Source organism: Micromonospora sp. CA-240977, from assembly GCF_050942285.1.
Lineage (GTDB): Bacteria > Actinomycetota > Actinomycetes > Mycobacteriales > Micromonosporaceae > Micromonospora.
Map to the genome: position 1 here is coordinate 1,164,032 of NZ_CP192055.1, position 26,479 is coordinate 1,190,510.

The window sequence follows — 26,479 nt, forward strand, 5'->3', positions numbered from 1 at the left end:
CCCGGCCGACCAGGCCGGGACCCGTTCGGCATCAGACGCGACGGCCCGCGATCAGGTCACGGCCCGCTCGTCCAGCCCGCGTTGTTGAGGTAGGTGAGGACGGCGAGGACGCGGCGGTGGCCGCTGTCTGTCACAGCGAGTCCGAGTTTCGCGAAGATGTTGCCGATGTGCTTGTGGACGGCGTTGTCGGTGATGGTGAGGTGCTGAGCGATGGCGGTGTTGTCGAGTCCCTGTGCCATCAGTGCGAGCACCTCGCGCTCGCGGACGGTGAGTGCGGCGATCGGGTCGCCGGCGCGTTGGACGAGCTGGGCGATGACCTCGGGGTCCATGGCGGTGCCACCCGCGGCGACGCGGCGCAGCGCGTCGATGAACGCGTCCACCCGGCTGACCCGGTCCTTGAGGAGATAGCCGACGCCACCACCGGCGGTGGCGAGCAGTTCGGCGGCGTACTGCTGCTCGACGTACTGCGACAGCACCAGGACCGGCAGGCCCGGCTGTTCCTGCCGGGCCTGAAGGGCGGCCCGGATTCCTTCGTCGCGAAACGATGGCGGCAGCCGGACGTCGACGATGGTGACGTCGGGACGGTGTTCCCGGACGGCGGTCAGGAAACCCGCCGCGTCGTCGGCGATGGCCGCGATATCGAATCCGGCGCGGCCCAGCAGCAGTTCCAGACCAGTGGAGAGCAACACGTTGTCCTCGGCGATCACGACCCGCACGGCAGCTCCACTGTGATGGTCGTCGGCCCACCGGCCGGACTCTCGACGTCGACCGTACCGTCGATCGCGAGCACCCGGCGACGGATCCCGGCGATGCCGGTTCCCCGCCGATCATCAGCCCCGCCGATGCCGTTGTCGCTGATCACCACCGACAGCCGGTCGGCCAGGCGGTCGACCCGCACCGCTGCCGCAGTCCCCTGGCTGTGTTTGGCGACGTTGGTGAGCGCCTCGGTGACGGCGAAGTAGACGATGGTCTCCACGGCCGCCGGCACCCGTCCGACGTCACCGATGCGCAGCCGGGTGGGCACCGGGCAGCGGGCGGTGACGGCGGTCAGCGCTCCGTCCAGGCCCCGGTCGGCGAGAATCGGCGGATAGACGGACTGGATCACCTCCCGCAACTCACTCATCGCCTCTTCGGCGCCTTCGTGCGCGTCCCGGAGGAGTCCTTCCACAAACTGCTCGTCCCGCGGACTGTCAGCAATCGCCTGCCGAGCCAGGGCCAGCCGCATCGCGATGGCCACCAGCCGGGCCTGGGTGCCGTCGTGCAGGTCGCGTTCGATCCTCCGCAGTTCCGCACCGTGTGCGTCGAGCACGTCCGCACGGGTGCGGGTCAGTTCGACGACCCGCTCGGCAAGCTGTTCGTCAGTTGGTTGGGACGCCAGCACCGCGAGACAGATCCGGGCGTGTGCCTGGGCGAGCGGTGCGAAGCACAGGTACGCCAGGGCGGTGAGCAGGAGGATCTGCAGTGGGCCGAGGATCAGAGCAGTCGTCCAACCGTCCACCGGTACGTCGATGAACAGCCGCGGGCCGGTTCCCGGGCTGAACGCCCACCAGAGTGGTGTGGCGATCGCGGCGACCACGATGTTGCCCACGCACAACAGGGCGAGCAGGCCGAGCGCCACCCCGCTCACGGCGTTCACCGGCAGCCAGAGTAGGGCGCGTGACGTGCGGCCGGTGGCACTGTTGTCCCCTGCTCGGCGTCTCGGCCCAGGCTGAGCGGGAGACGACGCCAACGGCGTACCGAGCAGCCGTCGCGCGCGTTCACGATGCCAGCTCGCCCAGAGCCGGGCGAGCCGCGGTACGCACAGCAGTGGCAGGGCGAGCACCGTGGCGGCGCCAGAGGCCAGGGAGCCCAGGAGGTACGCGCCGCCACGCCACGTCTGTACCCACCGTTGCCCCGACCTCAGCGGATGTCCTTCCGTTGCGCCCCGGGGAGCTGGCGTTTCCGACACGGCGTCGAGTCTGCCCGGTGGACGCCGCCCACGTCACTACAGCCAGCTGTAGCTCATATCCGGTAGTGCGGGGTAGCGCTCCAGGCTGTCGCAGAACCTAACGTCAGACGCCATGAGCTGGACGAGGAATCCGTTGAGGCGGCGCATCGCGCAGACCGAGTTCATCGCTGCCGACACTCCGCACGCCCCTGTCGTGCCGACGCTCGGAACAACGCCTCCTGCGGTGCGCTTGGATTCGGTGTCGAAGGAGTACCGGTCGGGAAAGACCGCGCTGCGCGCTCTTGACGCGGTGAGCGCCGGGTTCCCGCGCGGCACGTTCACCGCGGTGATGGGGCCTTCCGGCTCGGGCAAGAGCACGTTTCTCAACTGCGCGGCCGGTCTGGACCGGCCCACCTCGGGCTCGGTCTGGCTGGGCGACGTCGAGTTGTCGCGCCTCGACGAGGTCGCGCTCACCGAGGTGCGGCGACAGCGGATCGGCTTCATCTTCCAGGCCTACAACCTGCTGAGCGCGCTGAACGTGGAGGACAACGTCACGCTGCCGCTGCGACTCGCGGACAAGAGGATCGACAGAGGGTTCCTGCTGGAGGTGCTCACCGCGGTCGGCCTCGGCGAGTTCCGCAAACGGCGGCCCAGCGAACTGTCCGGCGGTCAGCAGCAACGGGTCGCGATCGCCCGGGCGCTGATCAATCACCCGGACGTGGTGGTCGCGGACGAGCCGACCGGCGCGCTGGACACCCGGTCCGGCAAGCAGGTCCTGGAACTGCTGCGGCAGATCGTCGACGACATGGGGCAGACGGTGCTGCTTGTCACCCACGACCCGGTCGCCGCCTCGTACGCCGATTCGGTCCTGTTTCTGGCCGACGGCCGGCTCGCGGGTGAGCTGACCCGGCCCACCCCGGATCAGGTCGCGGCGCGGATGACCCATCTGGGCGAGTGGTGATCCGCCTCATTCGGCGGCTGGTCCGCCTCGTGGTGCCGTTGCCCAGCGACCTGAAACTGGCGTGGAGCACGATCAAGGGGAACAGGGGTGGTTTCGGCGGCTCCTTCATCGCGATCGTCGCGGGCTCGGCGGTGATCACCGCCTGCGGGATCCTGCTGCTGTCCGGGCTGGGCAACGGCGTCACCCCCGAGCGTTACTCGGGCGCCGCGGTGGTCCTGAGCGCGCCGCAGTCGTTCCGGCTCGACGAGAGTTCCGAGGTCCGCTACAGCGAGCGCGTCACACTGCCTGCGGACACTGTCGCCGCCGTCGCCGCGGTGCCCGGCGTCCGGTCCGCTGTCGGCGACGTGAACGTGCAACTCAGCATGCTGAGCCCGGACGGCGACGTGGTGAGCGGCCCGCGCGGCTTTCCGGTGCTCGGACACGGCTGGTCCGCGGCGGCGCTCACGCCGTTCACGGTGAGCAGGGGCCGGCCGCCCGCGACGCCCGGTGACGTCGTGCTGGACGCCGGGCTGGCCGCGCGCGGCGACGTGGCGCTCGACGCGACGGTGCGGATCTCGGTTGGCTCGATCCCGGCTTCCTACCGCGTGGTGGGCATCGCCACCGCACCGGACGGGTTGAATCGGCAGTCCGCGGTGTTCTTCAGCGACGACCAGGCGACCAAGCTGTCCGGCCGTCCGGACCGGGTCGACGCCATCGGCCTGCTCGCCGCACCCGGCATCACCCCGGAGCAACTGGCCGGGCGGATCAGGGCCGCCGTGCCGGACGTGGTGGTTCACACCGGCGCGAAACGCGGTGACGTGGAGTTTCTGGATGTGGGCGACGCCCGCAGCGTGGTGGTGGAGACGGCAGCGTCGTTCGGCGGCACCATGGTGCTGATCGTGGTGTTCGTGGTGGCGAGCACCCTGGCGCTGTCGGTGCGGCAGCGCAGGCGCGAACTGGCAGTGCTGCGGGCCATCGGCGCGACGCCCAAGCAGATCCACTGGATGATCAACGCCGAGATGACGCTTGTGTCGTTGACTGGCGCGCTTGTCGGCGCGATTCCCGGCGTGGCGCTCGCGTTCGTGATGCGCGGCGTGTTCGTCCTCGCGGGCGCGATGCCGCCGGACTTCCCGATGCAGGTGGGCGTGCTGCCCATCCTCGCCGCACTGGTGTTGTGCATGATCAGCGCCCGGTTCGCCGGCTGGCTTGTGGCGCGGCGGGTGGCCAACGTCAGCCCGGTCGAGGCGCTCGGGGACGCCGCGATCGAGCCCAAGAAACTCGGCCGGGTCCGACTGGTCATCGGCGTCCTGCTCATCCCGCTCGGGCTGCTGCTGACGCTGGGCAGTGTGGCAGCGCCGGGAGATTCGGTCGCCGACACCGCGGCGAGCGCGGTTCTCCTGTTCGTCGTGGCGCTCGGGTGTCTCGGACCCGTGCTGCTCAACGGCGCCCTGGTGCTGTTCGGCCGGCTTGTGAACCGGCGGTCCACTGCCGACGGCTTTCTTGCCCAGGCCAACGCGCGGGCCAACTGGCGGCGGCTCAGTGCGGCCACCACACCGCTGGCGATGGGCGTGACGTTGGCCGCCGTGCAGGTGTTCGGCGCCTCCACCACGATCGCGGCGGCGCGGCACCAGCTGGAGGACGGACTGCGGGCCGATCACGCGCTGACCGCGTCGTCCGGCGTCGGGATCTCCCCGCAGGTCGTGGACGCCGTACGCCGTGTGCCGGGGGTCGCCGTGGCGACGCCGGTGGCACGGATGCGGGTGTTGTTGACGTTCCCTTCCGAGGACAGCACCGCGACCACTGTCTTCGCCGCCCAGGGGGTTTCGCCCGAGCGGCTCGCCGACACCATGGAACTCGCTGTTGTCCAGGGAGACACCGCGGAGCTGCGCGGCGAGACGGTGGCACTGAGCCGGGTCGTCGCGGAGACCGTCAGCGCGAGAGTCGGCGGGACGACCGAGCTCCACCTCGGCGACGGTACGACGATCAGGCCACGGGTGGTGGCGATCTACGAGAACGGCCTGGGCTTCGGCGACGTCACCCTGCCCAACGACCTCGTCGTCGCCCACACCACCGCGCGGGTGCACAGCGCGGTGCTGATCAGGTCGGCGGCCGGGACCGATCAGGAGGCGCTCGGCAACGCACTGCGCGCCGCCGTCCGGCCCTATCCGACGGTCCAGGTGGGCGACCGGGAGGCGTTCCTGGCCGCGCCCGGGGCCGGCCGCTCGGGTGACTGGATACTCAACCTGCTGTTCCAGACCGTGCTGCTGGGCTACATCGCCATAGCCGTGGTGAACACCCTTGTGATGTCCACGGCGGCGCGGGTGCGCGAGTTCGCGATGCTGCGACTCATCGGCGCCAGCCGGAACCAGGTTCGAGCGATGATGAACGGCGAGGCCAGGATCGTGGTCCTCGGGTCGCTGCTGTTCGGTGCGCTGGCGACGATCCCGCCGCTGATCGGCTTCAGCCTCGGGCTGACGCGGTCGCCCACACCCAGCATCTCCCTCACCGGGGTGATCGCGATCGTGGCGCTCACCGTCGCGCTCTGCCGGGGCGCGATCACGATGGCCACCCGGTTCGCGATCCGACCGGCGCCGATCGACGCGATCGGCGGCCGCGAGTAGGACCGGCCGGCGTATGCGGCGCCACTGACCGGTCCTCCTGGCCGTCTGCGGTCAGAGGACGTGCAACGCGGTGCAGAGCCAGCGGCCCCGGCGATGCTCCAGCCGGAGCGCCATCGCCCAACTCCGCCCGCCCGCGCCGGCGAGGACAGCCGCCGCCTCGACCGCTGCCTCGCGGGGTTCGCAGACACGCATGCGGAGCAACCGGACCGCTGGCCGGCCGGCGCGGCGGCGAGGTGACCCGGCCCGCCCGGACGCACGGACCAACTCGGTGAGCGACTCACCCGCGCGGACCAACTCGGTCAGCAGGTCGCCTGCTCGGGCGGGGTCGAGCAGTGCCCGCACCTGCGCCGGCGAACGGTAGCCATTTATCACTTCGAGACAACTGCCGACGAACCGATGGGCTGCTCGGGTGGCTTCCGGGGCGGTCGTCGGCGGCGCTGGCGTGACCGGGTGGGTGGTTGACCGGCCGGGCACGGCGCGGAGGTCGGCGCGGCGTTGTGGCGACCGGACCGGGTCGGGGCGGGTCGAGGCGAACAGGTCGAGGACGAGCTGACCGTGGGTCGGCGCCGGCCAGTACGACCCGTCGATCTCGTCGAGGTATGGCGGATCGACTGGCGGAACAGGGCGCAGTCGCACGGCTGGCCGGGAAGGTCCGGGTCGCGCCTCGCTCATCGTGCCCCCATGATCTTGCGTTTGCCTTCGTTTGCCTTCGACGCCATCGAGTTTGGACGATGGACCGCCGTCGGTCAATGGCTCGGGGGCTTCACTCGTTCGTCGCGCAGCCTGATCCACTCGGGCTTGCCAATAACGTGGCGTCCAAGCGGCCGCAACACCGCCGGTTTCGCGATCCGGAGTTGATCACAGTCGGGCGAGCCGGCGCGGGCGGGGCGGCGGCTACTCCGGATCGCGGTCGACGAGCGGGTTGCTCTGCACCCAGTCGGCGGTTTCGTGGTATTTACGGGTTATGTACTCTTCCAGGCGTGCGCGCTCGACACGCCACTGGCCGCGTCCACCGATCTTGATCGCCGGCAGTTCACCGCTGCGCACCATGTGGTAGACCTGCGAGTCCGACACGTTCAGCTCGGTGGCGACGTCGGAGAGCAACAGGAACCTTGGCTCCACAGGAACTCCCGGGGTTGATGTCGTTTGGCTCAGTTTGCCATCGACGGCCCAGGCCGCCCAGCACCTAGCCGCTCGGCCGGGAGGTCGACCGCACGGGACACACCGGGCAGGAGCTTCCACCGGCCGGAGTCGGGGTGTATGACGGTCACGGCGTGCGGCATGATCTGCGCCCGTGCCGGCGGACGCCGGTGGAGGACGAAGCGGGGGAGACGATTGGTGAACGAGGAGCTTGTCCGGGTGTACGTGCCGGCGACCGTACCGATGTTGGCCCGACTGCGCGCGGACGGGCTGACCGCCGACCAGGCGCACGCGGTGACCCCGACGCTTCGCGAGTGGTACGCCGAAGGTGACGAGGAGGAGTTGGAGTACGTCGCGTTCACCCGGGCCGCCCAGGAGGCGCTGCACCTGCTCCGGGCCGACCCGACCGCTCCCCGCCGCCGCGTCGTCGTCTCGGTCGACCTGCCGCCCAGCGCCCTCGGGCGGGGCGACGGTGAGTTGGGTTCCAGCACTGTGACGTTGGCCGAGGTCGTCCCGGTGGGTGCCGTCGCGGCCCTCCACGTGGACGGCGCGGACGCGGTCGAGGAGGTTGCCGCGGCGGCCGAGGTGGTGGCCGAGGCGGCCGCCGGCGATCCCGACGCCCAGTTCACCGTCGACAGCGCGGAGGACCACGAACTGGAGTGGTACGACGTGACGGAGCTGGACCTGCTGCTACACGCGGCCAGCTGAGCCGGCCGCCAGAACGCCGGCCGCCAGAACACCGGGCGCCAGGAGACCGGCAGCCAGAACGCCGGCTGTCAGCGGGCCGGATTCGCCCTGGCCGGGTCCGCGTCGAACGTCTCGGCCGGGTCCGGCTCGTCGTCCTCCGGGTCGACCCGGTCCGCGACCGCCTCCGGGCTGTCGGCCGGCTCGTCGTCGGCGTGGGCCGGGCCGAGCGTGCGGCCGAACGCGACGAGCGCGGTCAGCGCCCCCACGAAGAGCACCCAGATCCCGTTGTCCACCCGCGAGGTGCCCAGTGAGGTCTGTGCCACCGCGTCCGCCTCGCTGAGCGCGCTGGCCAGATCGAGCAGCGACCGGCCACCGACCCGGATGATCACCTCGGCGAGCAGCAGGAGCAGCCCCGGTCCGGCGCCGGCGAGCAGGTACGCGGGCCAGCGCAGCGCCGGAGCGGCGGGATCGCGACGAAGCGTCCGGCGTCGCGCCCAGGTCAGATAGCCGAAGGCGAGCAGCCCGGCGAGCAACCCCGCGACGAGCGACTCGGTGCGGGACACCCACTTGGCCGCGTCGACCACCGACTGTTGGCTGTCGCCCGCGCCGAAGAGGTCGAACAGCGGGTCCCGGGCCTGGCTGAACGCGACAACGAAGACCAGCGTGCCCAGTGCGGCGGTCACCACCGCACCGACCGCCGGGGCGGTCCGCGCGGCGGCCACCGCGCCACCGATGATCGCCGCGGCCGCGGTGGTGCCGGCGATCACGTTGGTGGTCGAGGTGTCGAAGTAGGTGAGGTTGATGGCCAGCGCGGACGCCAGCCCGACAAGCAGTCCGCCGCCGATCGCCCCGGCGAAGCGCAGGGTGGCCCAGTCGCCGTACCGGCGGGCCAGCAGGTTGCCGCCGGCCAGCGCGACGGCGGCCCCGCAGACCAGCGCGGCCGAGATCACGCCGGGCAGAGCGAACGCGGAGAGACTGATCGCTGTCACCCCGGCCGCCGCCGAGGTGATGGCCTCCCGGGTGGACCAGAGCATGGCGGCCAGCCAGCCGAGGGCCAGCAGTGCGAGCACCGCCGCGCCGGGCGCGGGCAGCGGCCGGCTGCTGGGGCTCGCCGCGTCGGCCGCCGGCTCGTGCGACTCCGCGGCCGGGACGCGGCCGGGCTGCTTGGTCATCGTCTCCCCTTCGAGGCGGCAGGTCACCGACCATTCAGGGTACGCGGGCCCGCTGGGCCCCCCGCCGCCGCAGACGACCGGGACGCCGTCGGATCGTCGGATCGAACCTGGTCGGTAAGGAGAGGAGGGGTGGGCCGGTCCTTGGTGGAAGGCGATGGCGGAGGCAGGGTGTGCAGCCCTTCGTGGGAGAATTACGGGAGGTCCCGCCGCTGCTCGGCCCTCCCGTGCGGCGACCGGTGTCCGACCGCCCGGTCGGTGCCCGCGGGTCCGGTTTCGCCACTGCTGTCGAGATCGCCAGGAGCCTTGATGGATGCCGTGTTCTCCGTTCCCGAGCCGCGCAACGAGCCGGTTCGCAACTACGAGCCGGGCAGCCCCGACCGGGACCGGCTCCAGCGGCGGCTGACCGAGCTCGCCGCCGAGCGCATCGACCTGCCGATGACAATCGGCGGTGAGCAGCGGATGGCCGCCGGTGAGTCGATCGACGTGGTGCAGCCGCACCGGCACGCGCACGTGCTGGGCGTGACCGCGCACGCCACCCACGATGACGCGCGCGCCGCGATCAAGGCGGCCAAGGACGCCGCTCCGATGTGGCGGGCGCTGCCCTTCGAGGAGCGGGCCGCGATCTTCCTGCGCGCCGCCGAGCTGCTCGCCGGCCCGTGGCGCGACACCCTCAACGCCGCCACCATGCTCGGCCAGTCGAAGACCGCGATCCAGGCGGAGATCGACTCGGCGTGTGAGTTCATCGACTTCCTCCGGTTCAACGTGCACTTCGCGCGGCGTCTGCTGGAGGAGCAGCCGGCGTCCTCTCCCGGCGTCTGGAACCGCTTCGACCACCGCCCGCTGGAGGGTTTCGTCTACGCGGTCACCCCGTTCAACTTCACCGCCATCGCCGGCAACCTGCCGTCGGCGCCGGCCCTGCTGGGCAACACGGTGATCTGGAAGCCGGGCCCGACCCAGCAGTTCGCCGCGCACTTCACGATGCGGCTGTTCGAGGCCGCCGGCCTGCCGCCCGGCGTGATCAACATGGTCACCGGCCGGGGCGAGGAGGTCTCGGACGTGGTGCTCGCCGACCCGGACCTGGCCGGCATCCACTTCACCGGCTCGACAAAGGTCTTCCAGCAGTTGTGGCGGACCGTCGGCGACAACATCGCCCGTTACCGGGGTTACCCACGCCTCGTCGGCGAGACCGGCGGCAAGGACTTCGTGGTCGCGCACACAAGCGCCGACGTGGACGCCCTGCACACCGCGCTGATCCGCGGCGCGTACGAGTACCAGGGGCAGAAGTGCTCGGCGGCCTCGCGGGCGTACGTGCCGCGCTCGATCTGGGAGGGTGGGCTGCGGGACCGGCTGGCCGCCACCGCGGACTCGCTGACCTACGGGGACGTGGCCGACTTCGGCAACTTCGGCGGCGCGGTGATCGACGACAAGGCGTTCGCCCGGCACACCGCCGCGCTGGAGCTGATCGGCGGTGACGACTCCTGCCGGGTGCTGGCCGGTGGCACCGCCGACGACTCGGTCGGCTACTTCGTCCGGCCGACGCTCTTCGAGTGCGGCGATGCCGCCCACGAGACCTTCACCACCGAGTACTTCGGGCCGATCCTGGGCGTGCACGTGTTCGACGACGCCCGCTTCGACGACGTGGTCGCGCAGGCCGAGTCGATCGCCCCGTACGCGCTGACCGGCTCGGTGTTCGCCACCGACCGCCGGGTGGTCGACGCGGTCGCCGAGCGCATGCGCTACGCGGCGGGCAACTTCTACATCAACGACAAGCCGACCGGCGCGGTGGTCGGGCAGCAGCCGTTCGGTGGCGCGCGGGCCAGCGGCACCAACGACAAGGCGGGCTCCTGGCTCAACCTGGTCCGCTGGGTGTCGCCGCGGACGATCAAGGAGACCTTCGTGCCGCCGACCGACCACACGTACCCCCACATGGGCTGACCTGCGGCGACGACCCGCCGGCGGCGCGCGGTGCCGCCGGCGGGTCGACCCGGGGTCGTGATCCATCGATGGTCCTCAACGGACAGTCTGTCGCCGACAGTGCACTTAGGAAGTCCTGTTGGGTGGCAAACCGGCAAATCCTGGACGCCGGGTGCGCAAAGTGGCAGCGTAGGCGGCATGGCGGATTCCGGAGTCAACCCTACGGCGGCGGCCCTGCTCGGCCTCCTCCATGAGGGCCCGATGACAGGTGGTCAGTTGATGGCCGCTGCTGAGCGCCGTCTGGCGCCGTACTGGTCGATGACGCGCAGTCAGGTCTACCGCGAGTTGCCGGTGCTGGCCGAGCGGGGTTTCGTGCGGCTCGGGAAGCCGGGGCCGCGGATGAGTCAGCCGTACGCGCTCACCGCCAGCGGGAAACGGACATTTTCCCGCTGGCTGGCGGAGAACCCGGGGCGGGACACCATCCGCAACCCGATCGCGCTGCGGATGGCCTTCGGCAACCTGCACTCCGCCAGCCAGTTGAAGGGCCTGTACGCCTCGGCGAACGAGTACCACACCGAGGCCCTCGCCCAGGTCCGGGAGCAGGTGAAGAACGCCAAACGGGATGGGGAGACGTACGACGCCAGCGCGCTGGAGTTCGCCGTCGCCTATCACCGGGCTGCCCTGTCCTGGTTGAAGTCCGCACCGGTCGGGTGACCTCCGGCGGATTCGCCCGGCGGGAACGAGCTGCTCAGCGTAGGGCGGCGCGGTGCCGCTTTTGCGCGGGACCGCGGGGCTCGCAAGCTCAATCGTCGCCCGCGCAGTACGCTTACCTGTCGTGACCGCTGCCGATTACGCCGAACAGCTCAAGGAACTCGACGCGACCCTGCGAAACATCGAGGCCGTCCTCAACCTCGACCGACTCCACGAGGACAAGGCCCGCCTTGAGCAGGAGGCTTCCGCCCCCGACCTGTGGGACGACCAGGCCAAGGCTCAGCAGGTGACCTCGCAGCTGTCGTACGTCAACGGCGAGATCAGCAAGCTGGGCAGCCTCCGGTCCAGCCTTGACGACGCCCAGGTGTTGTTGGAGCTGGCCGAGGCCGAGGCCGACCCGGGCGTGCTGACCGAGGTCGAGTCGGAGATCACCGGGTTGACGAAGGCCATCCAGGAGATGGAGGTCCGCACCCTGCTCTCCGGCGAGTACGACTCCCGGGAGGCGCTGATCGCCATCCGCGCGGGCGCCGGTGGCGTGGACGCGGCGGACTTCGCCGAGATGCTGCTGCGGATGTACCTGCGCTGGGCGGAGCGGCACGGCTACCCGACCGAGGTCTACGAGACCTCCTACGCCGAGGAGGCGGGTCTGAAGTCGGCCACCTTCGCGGTCAAGGTGCCCTACGCGTACGGCACGCTCAGTGTCGAGTCGGGCACCCACCGGTTGGTCCGGATCAGCCCGTTCGACAACCAGGGCCGCCGGCAGACAAGCTTCGCGGGCGTCGAGGTCCTGCCGGTCACCGAGCAGACCGACCACATCGACATCCCGGAGAACGAGGTACGCGTCGACGTCTACCGCTCCTCCGGCCCCGGTGGGCAGAGCGTCAACACCACCGACTCGGCGGTCCGGTTGACCCACATCCCGACCGGCATCGTTGTCACCTGTCAGAACGAGAAGTCCCAACTGCAGAACAAGGCCTCCGCGTTGCGGGTGCTCCAGGCCCGACTGCTGGAGCGCAAGCGCCAGGAGGAGCAGGCCAAGCTGGAGGGGCTCAAGGAGAACGCCGCCGGTTCGTGGGGCGACCAGATGCGCTCCTACGTCCTGCACCCGTATCAGATGGTGAAGGATCTCCGAACCGAGCAGGAGACCGGCAATCCGAGCGCGGTGTTCGACGGCGATCTGGACGGTTTCATCGAGGCGGGGATCCGTTGGCGTAAGCAGCGGCAACTCGCCGGCGACGGAGCGTAACGACACGCGGGCGGAACGCGTCGTCGATCTCCAGGTGGGGGCCTGATTCGACGACTCGTGCCGGATCGGCGGGGCGTGGGGCTTGGCTCAGTTGTTACACCGCGTAGACTCACCACCCGTGATTCAGCTTGAGCAAGTGACGAAGACGTACCCGAAGGCGTCCCGGCCTTCGCTCGACAACGTGTCCGTCTCGATCGAGAAGGGCGAGTTCGTCTTCTTCATCGGTCCATCCGGCTCCGGCAAGTCCACAATCATCAAGATGCTGCTGCACGAGGTCGCCCCCAACAAGGGCCGCGTCGTCGTCAACGGCAAGGACGTCACGTCGATGCGTTCCTGGAAGCGACCCCACTTCCGGCGCTCGATCGGCTGTGTCTTCCAGGACTTCCGGCTGCTGCCGAACCGCACCGCGTACGAGAACGTGGCGTTCGCCCTCGAGGTGATCGGCAAGACCAAGGCGGTTGCCCGCCGGGTCGTGCCGGAGGTGCTGGAGCTGGTCGGGCTCGGTGGCAAGGAGCACCGCTACCCGCACGAGCTCTCCGGTGGTGAGCAGCAGCGGGTCGCCGTCGCCCGGGCGTTCGTGAACCGTCCGCTGATCCTGCTGGCGGACGAGCCCACCGGAAACCTGGACCCGGACACCTCGATCGAGATCATGCGCCTGCTGGACCGGATCAACCGCACCGGCACGACCGTCGTGATGGTCACCCACGACTCCAACATCGTCAACCAGATGCGCCGCCGCGTCGTCGAGATCGAGAGCGGTCGTATCGTGCGTGACCAGGCCCGCGGCGTCTACGGGTGAGCCGGCTCTCCACCCCTGCGCAGCCTGACGACGAACACTTCATGCCGGAGACCCGGAGGAAATCCCGATGCGCGTGAAATACGTCCTGTCCGAGGTACTGGTCGGACTGTGGCGCAACGTGACCATGTCCATCGCGATGATCATCACGATGGCGGTCTCGCTGACCATGCTCGGCGCCAGCGGTCTCATGTACCGCCAGGTCGACGACATGAAGGTCACCTACTACAAGAACATCGAAGTCTCGATCTTCTTGAAGCAGGAGGTGAGCGAGCAGGAGCGCACCGACCTCAACGCCAAGCTCGACAGCGACCCCCTGGTCAAGGAGGTCTTCTACGTCAACAAGGACGAGGCGTACAAGAAGTTCAAGGTCATGTACCAGGACGCCCCCGACCTGGTGAACGTGGTCAAGCCAGACCAGCTGCCCGAGTCGTTCCGGCTCAAGCTGAACAACCCGGAGCAGTACAAGGACATCTACGAGCAGTACAAGAACAGCGCGGGTGTTGACGAGATCATCGACCAGAGTCGACTGCTCGACAAGATCTTCAACATCCTCACCTCGATCCAGAACATCGCCCTGGCCGCCGCCATCGTGATGGCGATCGCCGCCCTGCTGCTTGTCGCGAACACCATCCAGGTGGCCGCGTACAGCAAGCGGCGTGAGGTCGCCGTCATGAAGCTGGTCGGCGCATCAAACTGGTTCATCCAGGCGCCGTTCGTGCTGGAGGCCGTGGTGGCCGGCCTGATCGGCTCGCTGCTCGGTCTGGTGGCCCTTGTCGCGGCCAAGTACCTGCTCTTCGACCGCTCGTTGAGCGCGTTGCAGGGCCTGCTCTCGCCGATCTCCTGGGGCGACATCCTTGTCGTCTTCCCGTTGATGGCCGGCGTCGGTGGCCTGATCAGCGCGGGCACCGCCTGGATCACCCTGCGCTTCTACCTGCGGGTCTAGGCACCGGACGGGTCGTCCCGTCTCCCGAGGACCCTCCCGCCGCCGGAAATAAACGGCGCGGGAGGGTCCTTGTTATTCGGGTAGCATGATCGGTTGTCCGGCCGGGGTGATCCCGGCCGCGGGCGACGCGGGAGAGGGGGTGGCACCGATGCCACGGGAAAAGGGGCGCAAGGTGGTCGCCTCCAACAAGAAGGCACGCCACGACTACGCCATCCTCGACACGTACGAGGCCGGCATGGCGCTGACCGGTACCGAGGTCAAGTCGCTGCGGGCCGGGCGGGCGTCGCTTGTCGACGCGTTCGCCCAGGAACGTGACGGCGAGCTGTTTCTGCACGCCATGCACATCCCGGAGTACACCCAGGGCACGTGGACCAACCACGAGCCCCGACGTACCCGCAAGCTGCTGCTCAACCGGGGCGAGATCGACAAGCTCGTCGGCAAGACCCGCGAGGGCGGTCTGACGATCGTTCCGTTGCAGGTCTACTTCTCCGACGGCTGGGCCAAGGTCGAGATCGCCCTGGCCAAGGGTAAGAAGTCGTACGACAAGCGTCAGGACCTCGCCAAGCGGGACGCGGACCGGGAGATCGCCCGGGTGTCCGGTCGGCGCGGCAAGGGGATGGACGAGTAGATAGTCCCGTTTGTCCGGGTCGGCACGCCGGCCCGGGGCCTCGGGATGAAAGCCGTTGCGGCAGGCGTTAGGCTTGTCAGTGCCACCACATCGGTGGCCTGTCGAGGGGGTGACTGGTTTCGACTTCGTACGCAGCGACAGGGGAAGCGAGCCGAGGAAGCCGACGTCGTCTCGAGAATCGGTCGTCGGAAACTTATAAGCGCCAATAACCAACGCGCTGACTTCGCTCTCGCCGCCTGAGGCGAGTAGCTAAGTCTGTCGGTCTGGGAACGCCTTCGTCCCAGTAGCCGGCATCAGCTAGGAGGCTGGCCAACCGGACCCGGTCGCGGGGTCCGTGCGGCGAGATTAATCAGCGACTGGGCCCGTCACACCAACTTGCTCGCGTGAGCGGTGGGGCCGAGTAGAGGCACAGCGAGCTGCGCTCGGAGAAGCCCTGACAAACCGGCGAAGGACCCGGGTTCGATTCCCGGCACCTCCACCACCTCGAGCGAAGCGCCCCGGCCCACCGGCCGGGGCGCTTCGTCGTGTGCGGGCCGACTGCCCCTACGCTGCCCCTGTGATGAACCAGGGGCTGCGCCTGTCGGTGGGCGCCTCAGCCGCCCAGCGCACGTGGGCGGTGGTGGTGGGCGTCTTCGTCGCGGCCGTCGGTGCGGCATTCGTGGTGCTGCCGGTGATCGCCGGCGGGGTGCTGGGCCGGCTGTCCGGCCCGGGTGACCCGTTCTCCTCCTATGAGGAGGCTCGCGACGTACCGCCCGGGATGCTGCCACCCGCGCTGCGGGACGCCGACGGTGGCGCGTCACAGGCCGGGCTGAGCCCGTTCATCGGGCTCTGCGGCCTGCCGTTCGTCCTGCTCAGCATCTACCTGGTGCTGCGGGTGCTCCGCACGGCCGCGTGGCTGGAGGGCAGCCACGCGCGGGTCCGGGGCGCGTTTCGGACGCGCACCGTCGACCTCGCCACCGCCCGGATCGACGCCGCGCCGCTGTCGTATCGCGAGGCGGAAGACGACGTCCCGGGTGGGCGGCGGACGCCCGCCATCATCGCTACCGACCCCGCGGACGGACGGCGGGTCACCGTCGCGTTGCACGGCATGGGGCTGGCCACCCTGCCCCCGTCCGAGTTGCGCGCGCTTGCCGACGCGATAACGACGGGCCGGCCCGTCGACGGTCGGGACGGCGACGCGCACGCCGTGGCCCGCCAACTGCGCCGCCTGGCGGAGCACCCCCAGCTCGGCTGAGCGGCGGTGTCCGTTTCCCGTGGGACCTGCGGGACCCCTGGGACGAATGGGACGGATGAGCATCCTTTGAGGCCTTTACAGGCCGGGTCGGGCGGGCTCACCATCGCGGTATGGGGTAGCAGCACAGCGCGGGAGGTGCCATGGTCACCGGTCCGGTCCAGCAGTCGTCGCTCGTCGCCCGACCGTCCGCCGCACCGCACCATCCCAGCGGGTTGCCCGGTGAGCCACGCCCGGCCGGGCTGGCCGGAGACGTCCACGCGTTCGGCCGGGCCGTCACCGCGCCCCCCACCGAGCCGCGCTGGCGGGAACAGGTCCTGCTCCGGCTGCGCCCGGTGGGGCGGGGGTTCGCCGAGCACGTCCACGCCACCGAGGGCCCGGCCGGGCTCTATCGGGAGTTGCTCACCCAGTCGCCACGGCTGCACCACGGGGTGCGGTTGCTGACCCGGGAGCACGCCGGGATCATCGCGGCGATCCTTGCCGTGCAGCGGATCGCCGAGCAGCCCGAGGCCGACCCCGACGAGCTGCGGCACCGGGCCGGGCACCTGCTGCGGAGGTTGGCCCGGCACCGGCGGCGCGGCGCCGATCTGCTCTGGGAGGCGTACCAGACGGACCTGGGTGGCGAAACCTGAGCAGTCGACGGGAACCGGGGGGTCGACGGCGGCGTCGAACCGGACATGCGTCGACCAGCCCTGCTGCTCGTACTCCCGTTGCTGCTCCTGACGGGCTGCGCCCCGACCGGCGCGGAACCGGCCGGCGGGCCCCGCAGCCCGGCACACCGCGCGGAGACGTTCGACGAGCGGGCCGCCGAGGTCGCCGAGGCGTGGCGGCCCAGCCCCGACTGGCGTGCCGGGTACGTCCCGCTGGAGGGGCCCACGGTGCTCACCGGCGACCCGCGCTTCACCCCGGACACCGAGGCGGCCTTCCGGGCCGGGTGGTACCGGGCGCAGGTCGCGATACCGCCCACCCGGGTCGGCGGCGAGATCCGGTTCCCGGACGGCCGGCTGACGCTGCCGCTGGTCAGCGCCGCCGAGGCGTACCGGCAGTTGGACCAGGGCGATCCGCTGCCCTGCCCGGGGCGGCCGAAGCGGCCCGGCCGGCCGACCCCCGGCGGCCCCACCGTCGAACCCGGGCCGGACGGGTGGGCCACCAGCACGGCGCAGACGGCCTGTCTCCCGCTCACCGTCACCGGTGTCACGTTCGGTGCCGTGCCGGTCCGCACGAGCCGGGGCGAGGCGCAGGTCCCGGCCTGGCTGTTCACCATCAAGGAGCTGGCCACGCCGGTGGCCCAGCTCGCCGTCGCGCCGACCGCGGTGCGGCCCGTTCCCGAACCCTCCACGCCGGCCCGTCCGCTGGGCGACGGCCTGGTGGGCGCCCAGGATCTGACGGCTGTCGACGGCGTCCGGATGACAGTGCGGCTCGGCGTCGGCGCGTGTGACACCGGCATCACGCCGTTGGTGTGGGAACGGCCGGACGTCGTGGTGGTCGGTGGCAGCATCACCCGGGCCACCGGCATGTGCGACGCCGTGCTCAAGCTGGAACCGGTCGCCGTCACCCTCGCGGCGCCGCTGGGCGCCCGGCCGGTCCTGGACGTCGCCACCGGCGCCCCCCTGTCGATCGCCCCACGATGACGGGGCTGGCACCGGAGCCGACGGGTTGGTTCAGAGGATGCTTGGCACGTCGGTGCTGATCGGCACCGGCAGCACTGTCGGCCGGTCGGCACGCAGCCCGGTGGCGAGCGCCGCGCCGAGCTGGTCGGGCGTCTGGACCACCTCGGTGGCGCAGCCGTAGCCGGCCGCGATCGCGACGATGTCCAACCCCGGCAGGTCCAGGCCGGGCACCCCGGGAGTGTGCTTCAGCTCGGCGAACGCCTTGAGGATCGCGTACTGCTGATTGACCGGGACGACCACCACCACCGGCAGGGCGAGACGTGCGGCGGTCCACAGGGCCTGCACCGAGTAGTGGAACGAGCCGTCGCCGATGACCGCCACCACCGGACGGCCGCGCCCGGTGTCCCGCTCGGCGAGTGCCACCCCGATCGCGGCCGGCAGGCCGTAGCCGAGACCGCCGCTGGCCATCGTGAAGTACGACGCCGGGCGGCTGATCCGCAGCCGCCGACGCAGTGCGGACAGATTGGACGGTGACTCCTGCACCAGCACGCCGTCCGCCGGCCAGTGCGCGGCCAGCCCGGCGAACAGGGCGTCGGCGCTCACCGGGGAGGTGATCTCCGGCGGAGTCGGCGCGTCCCGGGGCGCGGGCGGTGGCCGGTCGGCCGGCGGCACCCGGTCCAGCAGCGCGGTCAGCGTCAGCCCCGGGTCGCCGAGCAGGCTGTCCCCAACCGGGGCGCGCGCGGCCTCGTCGGGGTCGTCGGTGACGTGCAGCAGCCGGGCGCCGTCCGGTAGGTGCCCGCCCGGCACGTACGGGTAGTAGCGGAACACCGGAGCACCGACGACAAGCACCGTGTCGTGTCCGCGCAGCGCCTCGGCGAGCGGACCGATCGCGTACGGCAGCACCCCGCGGAAGTGCGGGTGGTCCTCCGGGAACACGGCGCGTTCGGGCGCGGGGGCCGACCAGACCGGTGCGGCCAGCCGCTCGGCGAGCGCGACAGCGGTCGGCCAGCTGCCGGCGCGGTCCACCCCCGGCCCGTACACCAGCACCGGGTTGTCGCTGCCGGCCAGGACCCGGGCGAACTCGTCGAGCCGTTGTGGGTCCGGCGCGAACCGGGTGGCCACCGTTCGCGGTGCGGGCAGCGGATCGGCCGGCTGGGCCCAGTCGTCCATCGGCAGGGAGAGGAAGACCGGCCCGGCCGGTGGCTGCACCGCCGTCGCGTACGCCCGTAGCACCGCCCCGGGGATGTCCTGCGCCCGGGCCGGCTCGTAGGCCCACTTGACGTACGGCTGCGGAAGCTCGGTGGGCCTTCGGCTGGCCAGTCGAGGTTCGAGCAGCAGCATCTCCCGGGTCTGCTGGCCGGCCGTGACGATCAGCGGGGTCTTGTTGTGCCAGGCGGTCACCAGGTTGCCCATGCCGTTGCCGGTGCCCGGGGCGGTGTGCAGGTTGACGTGGGCGGCCGTCCCGCTGGCCTGGGCGTAGCCGTCGGCCATCGCGACCGCCGTCGCTTCCTGGAGCGCGTGGACGTAGTGGAAGTCGGAGGGGAAGTCCTGGAGGAACGGCTCCTCCGTCGAGCCGGGGTTACCGAAGACAGTGGTCATGCCGAGGGTGCGGAGCACGTCGTACGTCGCGTCCCGGACCGTTGCCATCGCCACCCGCCTTCGTGTCGCGGGAGGGACGACAGTAGTCGTCCCTCCCGATCAGCCGAATCTATCGGGATGTGACGGACCTTTCGGGTGTTTCCCGCTGGCTCATCCAGCCGGCCGCGCCCGTGCCTGGTCAGGGCATCGGAACGAACAGGGAGCTGTCTTAACTGTGTGATCACCTGCCGGTCAGCTCTTAGCCAGCACCCGGGACGCAGGCTATGGTGCCAGGCATGGCGTTGACAGCACGGCTGATCTCGATGCACCGGGCGGATCCGGCAGATGACCGATCCCCGGCGCGGGCTCACGGTTGACGGGTGTGTGGGATGCAGGGAGAGGGTCAGGCGATCGGCGGACGAGCGATGGAGTCGATGACCGGGCGGCTACTGGTCGCGACTCCGGCGCTCAAGGACCCGAACTTCGACCGTACGGTGGTGCTGCTCGTCGCCCACGAGCCGGGCGGCGCGCTCGGCGTGGTCCTGAACCGGGCCACCGAGGTGCCGGTGGCCGAGGTGCTCGGCGACTGGAGCGATCTGGCCCGCTATCCGGCGGTGCTCTTCGAGGGCGGGCCGGTGCAGCCTGACTCGGCCATCTGCCTGGCCCGCATGCGGCACCCGATGCGCCGGCTGAAGGGCTTCCACCAGGTCTCCGGAGCGGTCGGCACGATCGACCTCTCGGTCGACCCGGAGCGGCTGCGGGAGAGCATCGGCGGCATCCGTGTCTTCGCCGGCTACTCCGGCTGGGGCAGCGGCCAGCTGGAGCAGGAGATCGCCGACGGCTCCTGGTTCGTGCTGGACGGGCTGCCCGGTGACGCGTTCGTCGACCGGCCCGACGATCTGTGGCCGATGGTGTTGCGCCGGCAGGGCGGGATGATGGCCGCGGTCGCCCACTTCCCGCCGGACGTCGCGCTCAACTGACCCGTCCCGGCCGGGGACCCCGCGAGATGACCATGCCGGCCGGTCTGTGTATAGTTTCCCAGTGCCCGGGGGACCGGGACGACAGCAAGGGGCCGTGGCGCAGCTGGTAGCGCACCACACTGGCAGTGTGGGGGTCAGGGGTTCGAGTCCCCTCGGCTCCACCTTGCGAATGTAGGGCAGCGGCCCGGTTGATGATCATCAACCGGGCCGCTGTCTGTCGTCCACGCCCGCTCGTGGTGGCGGAGTCGGTGCGGTTGCTCAGGACGGCCTAGCGGACGATCGGTGACCACTCCCGCTGCCTGACGATCGTCACCCCGGGGGTGCGGTAATAGGGGCCCTCGGCGACGATCGCGGCGAACGCCCCGGCGTCCGGGACGTCGAAGATCAGGAGCGCGCCGGAGTCGTCGGCGAACGGCCCGGCCATGGCCAGCCGCCCCTCCTGACGCAGCGCCTGGAGACGTTCCCGGTGCGCGGGCCGAGCGGCGAGCCGGTCGGGTTCGTCGCCGAAGGACAGCTCCAAGATGAACACGGATTCCTCCTCGTCAGGGCGGTTTCCGGGCACCCTAGCGCGACAGTGAACGCAAAAACGCCCCGACCGGGAGTGACCCGGTCGGGGCGTGCACTGCACTATGTCCGATAAGGGGGTTATCAGCCCTGGCGGCTCTTCCACTGCGGGTTCGCGCGGTTCACCACGACCACCCGGCCACGACGGCGGACCACCACCGAACCCGGCTTCTGCTTCAGCGCACGCAACGAGCTACGTACCTTCATGTCTGCCTCCTCGGTTCCAGCGGTTCCGAGTATCGAAACGCCGTACCCACCCCGGGGATTCCCGCCGCCCTGGCCGGTCGGCAGCCAGGCCAGGGGAGGTGCGGGAGTGGTGTTCGGGGCGGTTGTGACGGCCTACGCGCGGTCAGCCCGATGGGGTCGCGCCTGTGGAGGCCCGGGGCGGCATCGTCGGTAGCCGAACGGTGAAGGTCGCCCCGGCGCCGGGGCGGCTGTCGGTGGAGATCGTCCCGCCGTGGCTTGTCACCACCTCGCGCAGGAGGGCCAGGCCCAGACCGAAGCGCCGGTCCTTGGCCCCGGCGCCACGGTGGAAGCGGTCGAAGAGGTGTTCGGCGTCGGCGGGGTCGAAGCCGGCTCCGCTGTCCGTGACCACCAGGTCCGCGCCGCGGCGGGAGGTGCGCAGGGCGACGTCGATGCGGCCGCCGGTCGGGGTGTGGGTGAGGGCGTTGGCGAGCAGTTCGCCGACCATGCGGCGCAGGGCCGAGGCGATGCCGGGGACGAGGACCGGAGTGTCCGGGACGGTCAGGTGCAGTTGGACGCCCTGCTCCGCGGCGCGGTCGGCCTCGCAGTCGACGGCCTGGGCGGTGAGGAGGGCCAGGTTGACGGGCTCGGAGGGGTGCCGGTCGGCCGGGGTGGCGGCGAGGCGGGCGGAGAGCAGGAGCTCGTCGACGATCTCGCCGAGGCGGCGGGTGGTCTCGATCAGGTGGTCGTAGTCGGCGCGGTCGGCGCCGGCGCGGCGGGCCAGGATCTGGGCGCGGGTGTGGACCTGGGCGATGGGGGTGCGCAACTCGTGGCTGGCGTCGGCGACGAAGCGGCGCTGCCGGCCGAGCGCCTCGGCGAGCGGCGCCACGGCTCGGCGGCCCACGGCGATGCCAGTGAACGCCGCAGCGGCGAGGCCGACCATCGCGGCGAGGAAGAAGGCGGCGAGCAGGTGACGCCGGTCGGAGAGCTGGAAGCGCGCGTCGAACACCGCTTGCACGACACCGGTGCCGCGCGGCTGGGTGCGGACGTAGTAGGTGGTGCCGTTGCGGTCGACCTTGTCGCTGCGGACCTGGTGGTCGAGGGCCACCGCGTCGATGGCGGACCGCAGCGGGAAGCCCGGCGGGGGCGGGTTCCGGCCCGAGTCGGTGCGGCTGCCGTCGTACAGGATGATCCAGCTGCAGCCCGGCGGCCCCGCGATGGTGCCGTGGACCGCGCCGTAGTCGAGCTCCCGTTCGATCTGTTCGTGCTGGTTGCGCAGCAGTGCGGCATAGGAGATGGCGGCGCCCAGGGCGAGCAGCGCCGTCATGGTGAGTCCGACCAGCAGACTGACCCGCGCCCGGGCCCGGCGCAGCATGGTGTCCTCGAAGCTCACAGGGTTCCCAGCCGGTAGCCGAGGCCGTGCACGGTCCGGATCACCGAGCGCCCGAGCTTGCGGCGCAGGTAGTAGACGTAGGTGTCGACCAGGGACGCCGCGGCCGCTTCGTCGAAGACCCGGCTGCGCAGCTCGGAGCGGGAGTGGACGGTGTGCGGCCGGGCCGCGAGGACCCGCAGCAGCTCGAACTCGCGTGCGGACAGGGCGATCCGGGTGCCGTCGGGCAGGACGGCGTCGCGCACGGAGAGGTCGAGCTGGCCCGACCCGAGCCGCAGCACCTCCGTGGCGTCATGTGTCCGGCGGCACAGGGCCCGGATGCGGGCGCTCAACTCGTCCAGGTCGAAGGGCTTCGTCAGGTAGTCGTCGGCGCCCGCGTCGAGGCCGGCGACCCGGTCCTCGACGGTGCCGAGGGCGGTCAGCAGCAGCGCCCGGGCGACCACCGCGCGGGAGCGCAGCCGGACGACCAGGTCCAGCCCGTCGAGGGCGGGGAGACGCCTGTCGATCACCATCACGTCGTACGGGCGGGTGAGCCCCAGGTGTAGGCCACGCTGGCCGTCGGGGGCCTGGTCGACGACGTATCCCTCGCCGGTCAGTGTCTCGGCCACCATGTCGCGTAGCTCCGAGTCGTCCTCGACGAGCAGGAGGCGGGTCATGTACAGATAGTGACATAGAAACACATCTATGTGGTGTGAAACTTGTCTCCTCAAACAATCAATCTACGGGGTTCCGGCGGGTACGAGCGACGGTGTAGAAGCGGGCACCCGTGCCTCGCGCCGCTCGATCCAGCTCAGCAGGGGTGTCGTCATGATTGTCGTGACGAGCGCGACCAGCACCAGCACGGTGAAGAGCGACGAATTCACGACGCCCGCCTCCAGCCCCACGTTCAGGGCGATCAGCTGCATCAGGCCCCGGGCGTTCATCAGGGCGCCGACGCGCAGCGCCACCGGGTTCGGCTCGCCCATCAACCGGGCCGCACCCCAGCAGGCGCCGAACTTGCCGACGATCGCCACGGCCACGCACGCGACGGCGAAACCGAGCACGGCCGGGTTGCTCAGCAACGCGAACTCGGTGCGCAGCCCGGAGAAGGTGAAGAACAGCGGCAGAAACACCGTCGCCGCGACCGGCGTCAGCGTGTCGACCACCCGGTCGGTCTGCGCGGAGTGCGGCATGACCACGCCGACCGCGAAAGCACCGAAGACCGCGTAGAGCCCGATCTCGTCGGTGTACCAGGCCACCAGGAAGAGCAGCGCCACAACGCCCAGCAGGCGTGCGCGATCACCCGAGAGCCCCATCACGTAGCCGGTCACCCGCCGCCCACCCAGCCACAGCGCCAGCCCGAACAGCACCGCGCCACCCGCGCAGACCAGCGCCGGGCCGACGGAGCCCGAGGCGAACGCCAACACCACGGCCAGCAGGATCCACGCGACAGCGTCGTCGATCGCGCCGCTGGCCAGGGCGAGCAACCCGAAGCGGGTGCCGGCGAGGCCGCGCTCGGTGATGATCCGGGCAAGCATCGGGAAGGCCGTGATCGCCAGCGCCACACCGACGAACGCCGCTGACACCCCGAGCGACACGCCCTCCGCGCGGATCGGGACGAAGCCCGCCATGCCCAGGACCAGCAGGAACCCCAGCACCAGCGGAACCGTGACACCCGCGAGCGACACCGTGCCCGCCGTGCCCGCGAGCCCGGTCACCCGGTGCGAGGTGAAGGCGTACCCGGCCTGGAACATGAACAACACAAGGCCGACCTGGCCGACCACGTACAGGATCGGCAGCAGCGGCGCGGGAAAGAGGGCGGCCTGCGCGCCCGGCCAGAACAGGCCGAGCAGCGACGGGCCGAGCAGCACCCCGGCGAGCATCTCGCTCACCACGGGCGGCTGACCCGCCTTGCCGAGCAGCCAGGAGACCAGCTTGCAGAAGAGCAGAATGACAGCTACCGCGATGAAGAACCGCGGGGCGAGTTCGGTGGGGGTCACGCGCTGGCCTCCTCGAAGAATCGGGTGCACAACCTCTGTCGTCGGGCGTCGACGACCATCCAGGTGCCGCAGACGAGCTGCTTGACCGAGCGCCCCACGTCGAAGATCCGGTCGCGCTGCCGCATCAGGCTGAGCCGGGTGCGGCCGGGACCAGGAAGACCCCGGGGCGTCAGGTACGCGGGACCGCGACTCGGCAGCGAGCGGGTGTGCGCCGCCGACGAGCTGACCGAGAAGCGCCGCAGCACCTCCCGGGTCGCCGCGCGTAGCTGGACGGGAGCCGAGCCCCGCGCCGGACAGGCCCGGTTGGCGGTCACGCCGTACGGGATGAAGTGGGCATCCTGCGGGCGCAACGTCAGCCAGCGGTCCGGGTTGAACTCGTCGTCCGCGGCGGGACCCGTGCGCTGGAAGGCCCGGTAGTTGAAGAGCAGCACGGATCCGGTGGGGAGGACGTGATCGCCCACGGTGATGGGTCCGGAGGTGATCCGGTGCGCGATGCCGAAGAGCGGGTGCACGCGGAGCGTCTCGTCGACGATCCGGTCGAGCGACCCGTCCGACGTGTCGGTGACGGACCCGGCGCACAGCAGGATGTGCGCCATGGCCTCCGACATCTGCACCACAGCCGTGTTGAAGAACGCGCCCTGGAGGTACCAGGCGGTCTCCAGGGCCGTGAAGGGCGGTGGCAGCACCACCGGGCACGTCCCCGCACCGATCCGGTCCAGCAGGTAGCGGGTCAACCGAACCCGCCGGGACATGTGCCGCAGACCCATTCCCTTCAGCGCGGTCACCACGTCGTCCGCGTTGGCCACGATGAGATCGCGGACGTCGCGCGGGCAGGCCGCGCCGAACACCAGCTCGTACGAGACCTCGGCCCAGATCGGCATCATCAGGTCACGTAGCCGCACGTGGCTGGTCCGGCCCGCCGGGAGCGCGTCGAGGATCCGCCGGGTCGCCGCCGTCGCCAGCTCGTCGGAGCGCGCGTGCGGGATGGCGAGCACCTGCCGGGTCGTCCGCGCGACCGTCCGGTACCGCTCGCCGGGCTCGAGGTGCTCCTGATGCATCTGCGGACCGGGCGCGAGCCAGTACCAGAAGAGGTCCGACAGGCCGGCCCCGCGGCTGCGCCCGTCGGCGGCCGGATCGCGGTAGACCCGAAGGAAGTCCTCCGGCCCCACAAGCGGCCCGGGCACGGGAATGCCCTCCGTCCCGTTCACCCGCGCGAAGATCCACTCGCGGAGGTCGACAACGGCCTTCACCGGGTCGCCACCTGGTCGGGCGTCAGATCGGCCGGCCGCCGCGCCCCGGCCAGGGCGAGGGCCTCGTCCAGCTCCGTGGTGAGTCGCTCCAGGGCTTCCCGTACGCCGGCCGCCCCGCCCGCCGCGAGCCCCCGCACCACCGGACGCCCCACCAGCACCGCCCCCGCCCCGAGCGCCAGCGCGACCACCACGTCGGCGCCGCAGCGCACACCCCCGTCGAGCAGCACGGGGATCTGCCCACCCACTGCTGCCACGACCGCGGGCAGCGCGTCGAGCGTGGGAATCGTCCCGTCGAGCTGTCGTCCACCGTGGTTGGACACGATCACGCCGGCGACGCCGTGCTCGACGGCGAGGCGGGCATCCGCGGGGTGCAGGATGCCCTTGAGCAGGATCGGTAGTCCCGTGACACCGCGCAGCCAGGCGATCCGATCCCAGCCGGCCGTCGCGTCCATCGCGATCGGGCGCACCCGACCGGTCGTGTCGCGCATGTTCTCGCAGGCGTAGCCGGGCGGCAGGTCCGTGAAGCCGTTGCGCAGGTCCCGCTCGCGCCGTCCGAACACCGGGGAGTCCACAGTCACCACGAGCGCCCGGCAGCCCGCCGACTCGGCGCGCTTGACCACGTACTGCGTGAAGTCGAGGTCGGGTTGCGGGTACAGCTGGAACCACAGCGTCCCGCCCGCCACCGCGATCTCCTCGACCGGCTGGGTGGCGGCCATGCTGACCACCATCGCCGTCCCGGCCGCCGCGGCCCCCCGCGCGGTGGCCACCTCGCCCTCCGGGTGCGCGAGCCGATGAAAGGCCGTCGGAGCGACAAGGACCGGCGCGGCCAGCGACGTGCCGGCCACGGTGGCCCGCAGGTCCCGCTCGCCGGTCGCCCGCAGCACCCGGGGCACGATCCACCGTCGCTCGAAGGCCCGCTCGTTGGCGGTCACTGTGCGCTCCCGCCCGGCCCCGCCCTCGAAGAAGTCCTGGTGAACCGCGTCCAT

General features: G+C 71.0%; 26 protein-coding genes, 1 tRNA gene and 1 other RNA gene. 15 read left to right on the forward strand and 13 right to left on the reverse strand.

From position 1 onward, the window contains the following. Nucleotides 1-56 precede the first annotated feature (56 nt). Complete coding sequence (locus ACQPWW_RS05530; RefSeq protein WP_433129764.1) at nucleotides 57-716, reverse strand: response regulator; 660 nt, start codon at nucleotides 714-716, stop codon at nucleotides 57-59. Beyond that, nucleotides 704-1,948: a histidine kinase gene (locus ACQPWW_RS05535; RefSeq protein WP_433129766.1), complete on the reverse strand. Its 1,245-nt coding sequence runs from the start codon at nucleotides 1,946-1,948 to the stop codon at nucleotides 704-706. Before ACQPWW_RS05535 ends, ACQPWW_RS05530 begins: the two co-directional genes overlap by 13 nt. 112 nt (nucleotides 1,949-2,060) lie before the next feature. Here ACQPWW_RS05535 and ACQPWW_RS05540 point away from each other — a divergent pair, with 112 nt between their 5' ends. Continuing rightward, nucleotides 2,061-2,888: an ABC transporter ATP-binding protein gene (locus tag ACQPWW_RS05540; RefSeq protein ID WP_433129768.1), complete on the forward strand. Its 828-nt coding sequence runs from the start codon at nucleotides 2,061-2,063 to the stop codon at nucleotides 2,886-2,888. Beyond that, a complete protein-coding gene (locus ACQPWW_RS05545; RefSeq protein WP_433129770.1) occupies nucleotides 2,885-5,488 on the forward strand; it encodes an ABC transporter permease in 2,604 nt (867 codons plus the stop codon). The genes ACQPWW_RS05540 and ACQPWW_RS05545 overlap by 4 nt, the downstream gene beginning before the upstream one ends. A 51-nt stretch (nucleotides 5,489-5,539) precedes the next feature. On the opposite strand, the gene ACQPWW_RS05550 is transcribed toward ACQPWW_RS05545, so the two are convergent. Together ACQPWW_RS05550 and ACQPWW_RS05555 are read right to left on the reverse strand one after the other, a co-directional pair. Beyond that, nucleotides 5,540-6,160 (reverse strand): Rv3235 family protein, encoded by a 621-nt coding sequence (locus ACQPWW_RS05550; RefSeq protein WP_433129772.1) that lies wholly within the window; start codon nucleotides 6,158-6,160, stop codon nucleotides 5,540-5,542. A gap of 222 nt (nucleotides 6,161-6,382) precedes the next feature. Further along, the gene (locus ACQPWW_RS05555) at nucleotides 6,383-6,610 is read right to left on the reverse strand and encodes a helix-turn-helix domain-containing protein (protein ID WP_354817911.1); all 228 of its coding nucleotides are present in this window, start codon (nucleotides 6,608-6,610) and stop codon (nucleotides 6,383-6,385) included. A 216-nt stretch (nucleotides 6,611-6,826) separates the two neighbouring features. Here ACQPWW_RS05555 and ACQPWW_RS05560 point away from each other — a divergent pair, with 216 nt between their 5' ends. Then, nucleotides 6,827-7,336 (forward strand): DUF6912 family protein, encoded by a 510-nt coding sequence (locus ACQPWW_RS05560; protein WP_433129775.1) that lies wholly within the window; start codon nucleotides 6,827-6,829, stop codon nucleotides 7,334-7,336. Nucleotides 7,337-7,404: 68 nt separating this feature from the next. Here ACQPWW_RS05560 and ACQPWW_RS05565 read toward each other — a convergent pair whose 3' ends face one another. Beyond that, nucleotides 7,405-8,487 carry a hypothetical protein gene (locus tag ACQPWW_RS05565; protein WP_433129777.1) on the reverse strand — a complete coding sequence of 361 codons (1,083 nt, stop codon included), beginning with the start codon at nucleotides 8,485-8,487 and terminating at the stop codon, nucleotides 7,405-7,407. Nucleotides 8,488-8,793: 306 nt separating this feature from the next. On the opposite strand from ACQPWW_RS05565, the gene pruA reads away from it, so the two are divergent. The 10 genes from pruA to ACQPWW_RS05615 all read left to right on the forward strand — a co-directional run bounded on the left by pruA (nucleotide 8,794) and on the right by ACQPWW_RS05615 (nucleotide 17,590). Further along, nucleotides 8,794-10,422: an L-glutamate gamma-semialdehyde dehydrogenase gene (gene pruA / locus ACQPWW_RS05570; protein WP_433129779.1), complete on the forward strand. Its 1,629-nt coding sequence runs from the start codon at nucleotides 8,794-8,796 to the stop codon at nucleotides 10,420-10,422. Between the two features lie 177 nt (nucleotides 10,423-10,599). After that, nucleotides 10,600-11,115 carry a PadR family transcriptional regulator gene (locus ACQPWW_RS05575; RefSeq protein WP_091393967.1) on the forward strand — a complete coding sequence of 172 codons (516 nt, stop codon included), beginning with the start codon at nucleotides 10,600-10,602 and terminating at the stop codon, nucleotides 11,113-11,115. Between the two features lie 121 nt (nucleotides 11,116-11,236). After that, entirely contained in the window at nucleotides 11,237-12,358 is a 1,122-nt protein-coding gene (gene prfB / locus ACQPWW_RS05580) for a peptide chain release factor 2 (RefSeq protein ID WP_433129781.1), read from the forward strand. Between the two features lie 118 nt (nucleotides 12,359-12,476). Next, complete coding sequence (gene ftsE / locus ACQPWW_RS05585; RefSeq protein WP_030331491.1) at nucleotides 12,477-13,157, forward strand: cell division ATP-binding protein FtsE; 681 nt, start codon at nucleotides 12,477-12,479, stop codon at nucleotides 13,155-13,157. A gap of 67 nt (nucleotides 13,158-13,224) precedes the next feature. Then, the gene (ftsX, locus tag ACQPWW_RS05590; protein ID WP_433129783.1) at nucleotides 13,225-14,100 is read left to right on the forward strand and encodes a permease-like cell division protein FtsX; all 876 of its coding nucleotides are present in this window, start codon (nucleotides 13,225-13,227) and stop codon (nucleotides 14,098-14,100) included. Nucleotides 14,101-14,248: 148 nt separating this feature from the next. Further along, nucleotides 14,249-14,728, forward strand: coding sequence for an SsrA-binding protein SmpB (gene smpB / locus ACQPWW_RS05595; RefSeq protein ID WP_355028000.1), 480 nt, complete (start codon nucleotides 14,249-14,251; stop codon nucleotides 14,726-14,728). Between the two features lie 105 nt (nucleotides 14,729-14,833). Beyond that, nucleotides 14,834-15,209: a transfer-messenger RNA gene (ssrA, locus tag ACQPWW_RS05600) on the forward strand. Between the two features lie 75 nt (nucleotides 15,210-15,284). Further along, nucleotides 15,285-15,962, forward strand: coding sequence for a hypothetical protein (locus ACQPWW_RS05605; RefSeq protein WP_433129786.1), 678 nt, complete (start codon nucleotides 15,285-15,287; stop codon nucleotides 15,960-15,962). 140 nt (nucleotides 15,963-16,102) lie between these two features. Then, on the forward strand, nucleotides 16,103-16,591 hold the full coding sequence (locus ACQPWW_RS05610) for a hypothetical protein (RefSeq protein WP_433129788.1): 489 nt from the start codon (nucleotides 16,103-16,105) through the stop codon (nucleotides 16,589-16,591). Between the two features lie 45 nt (nucleotides 16,592-16,636). After that, nucleotides 16,637-17,590, forward strand: coding sequence for a hypothetical protein (locus ACQPWW_RS05615; RefSeq protein ID WP_433129790.1), 954 nt, complete (start codon nucleotides 16,637-16,639; stop codon nucleotides 17,588-17,590). Nucleotides 17,591-17,620: 30 nt separating this feature from the next. Here ACQPWW_RS05615 and mdlC read toward each other — a convergent pair whose 3' ends face one another. Continuing rightward, nucleotides 17,621-19,216, reverse strand: a complete 1,596-nt coding sequence (gene mdlC, locus ACQPWW_RS05620; RefSeq protein ID WP_433129792.1) for a benzoylformate decarboxylase — start codon at nucleotides 19,214-19,216, stop codon at nucleotides 17,621-17,623. Nucleotides 19,217-19,536: 320 nt separating this feature from the next. Here mdlC and ACQPWW_RS05625 point away from each other — a divergent pair, with 320 nt between their 5' ends. Together ACQPWW_RS05625 and ACQPWW_RS05630 are read left to right on the forward strand one after the other, a co-directional pair. After that, on the forward strand, nucleotides 19,537-20,127 hold the full coding sequence (locus ACQPWW_RS05625; protein ID WP_357098712.1) for a YqgE/AlgH family protein: 591 nt from the start codon (nucleotides 19,537-19,539) through the stop codon (nucleotides 20,125-20,127). Nucleotides 20,128-20,215: 88 nt separating this feature from the next. Continuing rightward, a tRNA-Ala gene (locus tag ACQPWW_RS05630) sits at nucleotides 20,216-20,288 on the forward strand. Between the two features lie 107 nt (nucleotides 20,289-20,395). Here ACQPWW_RS05630 and ACQPWW_RS05635 read toward each other — a convergent pair. From ACQPWW_RS05635 to ACQPWW_RS05665, 7 genes are all read right to left on the reverse strand, one after another. After that, nucleotides 20,396-20,656, reverse strand: coding sequence for a YciI family protein (locus ACQPWW_RS05635; RefSeq protein ID WP_433129794.1), 261 nt, complete (start codon nucleotides 20,654-20,656; stop codon nucleotides 20,396-20,398). 119 nt (nucleotides 20,657-20,775) lie between these two features. Beyond that, nucleotides 20,776-20,898, reverse strand: coding sequence for a 50S ribosomal protein L36 (locus tag ACQPWW_RS05640; RefSeq protein WP_030490864.1), 123 nt, complete (start codon nucleotides 20,896-20,898; stop codon nucleotides 20,776-20,778). A 142-nt stretch (nucleotides 20,899-21,040) separates the two neighbouring features. Beyond that, on the reverse strand, nucleotides 21,041-22,267 hold the full coding sequence (locus tag ACQPWW_RS05645) for a sensor histidine kinase (protein ID WP_433129796.1): 1,227 nt from the start codon (nucleotides 22,265-22,267) through the stop codon (nucleotides 21,041-21,043). Then, nucleotides 22,264-22,920, reverse strand: coding sequence for a response regulator transcription factor (locus ACQPWW_RS05650; RefSeq protein WP_433129798.1), 657 nt, complete (start codon nucleotides 22,918-22,920; stop codon nucleotides 22,264-22,266). The genes ACQPWW_RS05645 and ACQPWW_RS05650 overlap by 4 nt, the downstream gene beginning before the upstream one ends. A 63-nt stretch (nucleotides 22,921-22,983) precedes the next feature. Next, a complete protein-coding gene (locus tag ACQPWW_RS05655; protein ID WP_433129800.1) occupies nucleotides 22,984-24,243 on the reverse strand; it encodes a cation:proton antiporter in 1,260 nt (419 codons plus the stop codon). Next, nucleotides 24,240-25,493, reverse strand: a complete 1,254-nt coding sequence (locus ACQPWW_RS05660) for a cytochrome P450 (protein ID WP_433129802.1) — start codon at nucleotides 25,491-25,493, stop codon at nucleotides 24,240-24,242. The genes ACQPWW_RS05655 and ACQPWW_RS05660 overlap by 4 nt, the downstream gene beginning before the upstream one ends. Continuing rightward, complete coding sequence (locus ACQPWW_RS05665) at nucleotides 25,490-26,479, reverse strand: alpha-hydroxy acid oxidase (RefSeq protein ID WP_433129804.1); 990 nt, start codon at nucleotides 26,477-26,479, stop codon at nucleotides 25,490-25,492. The genes ACQPWW_RS05660 and ACQPWW_RS05665 overlap by 4 nt, the downstream gene beginning before the upstream one ends.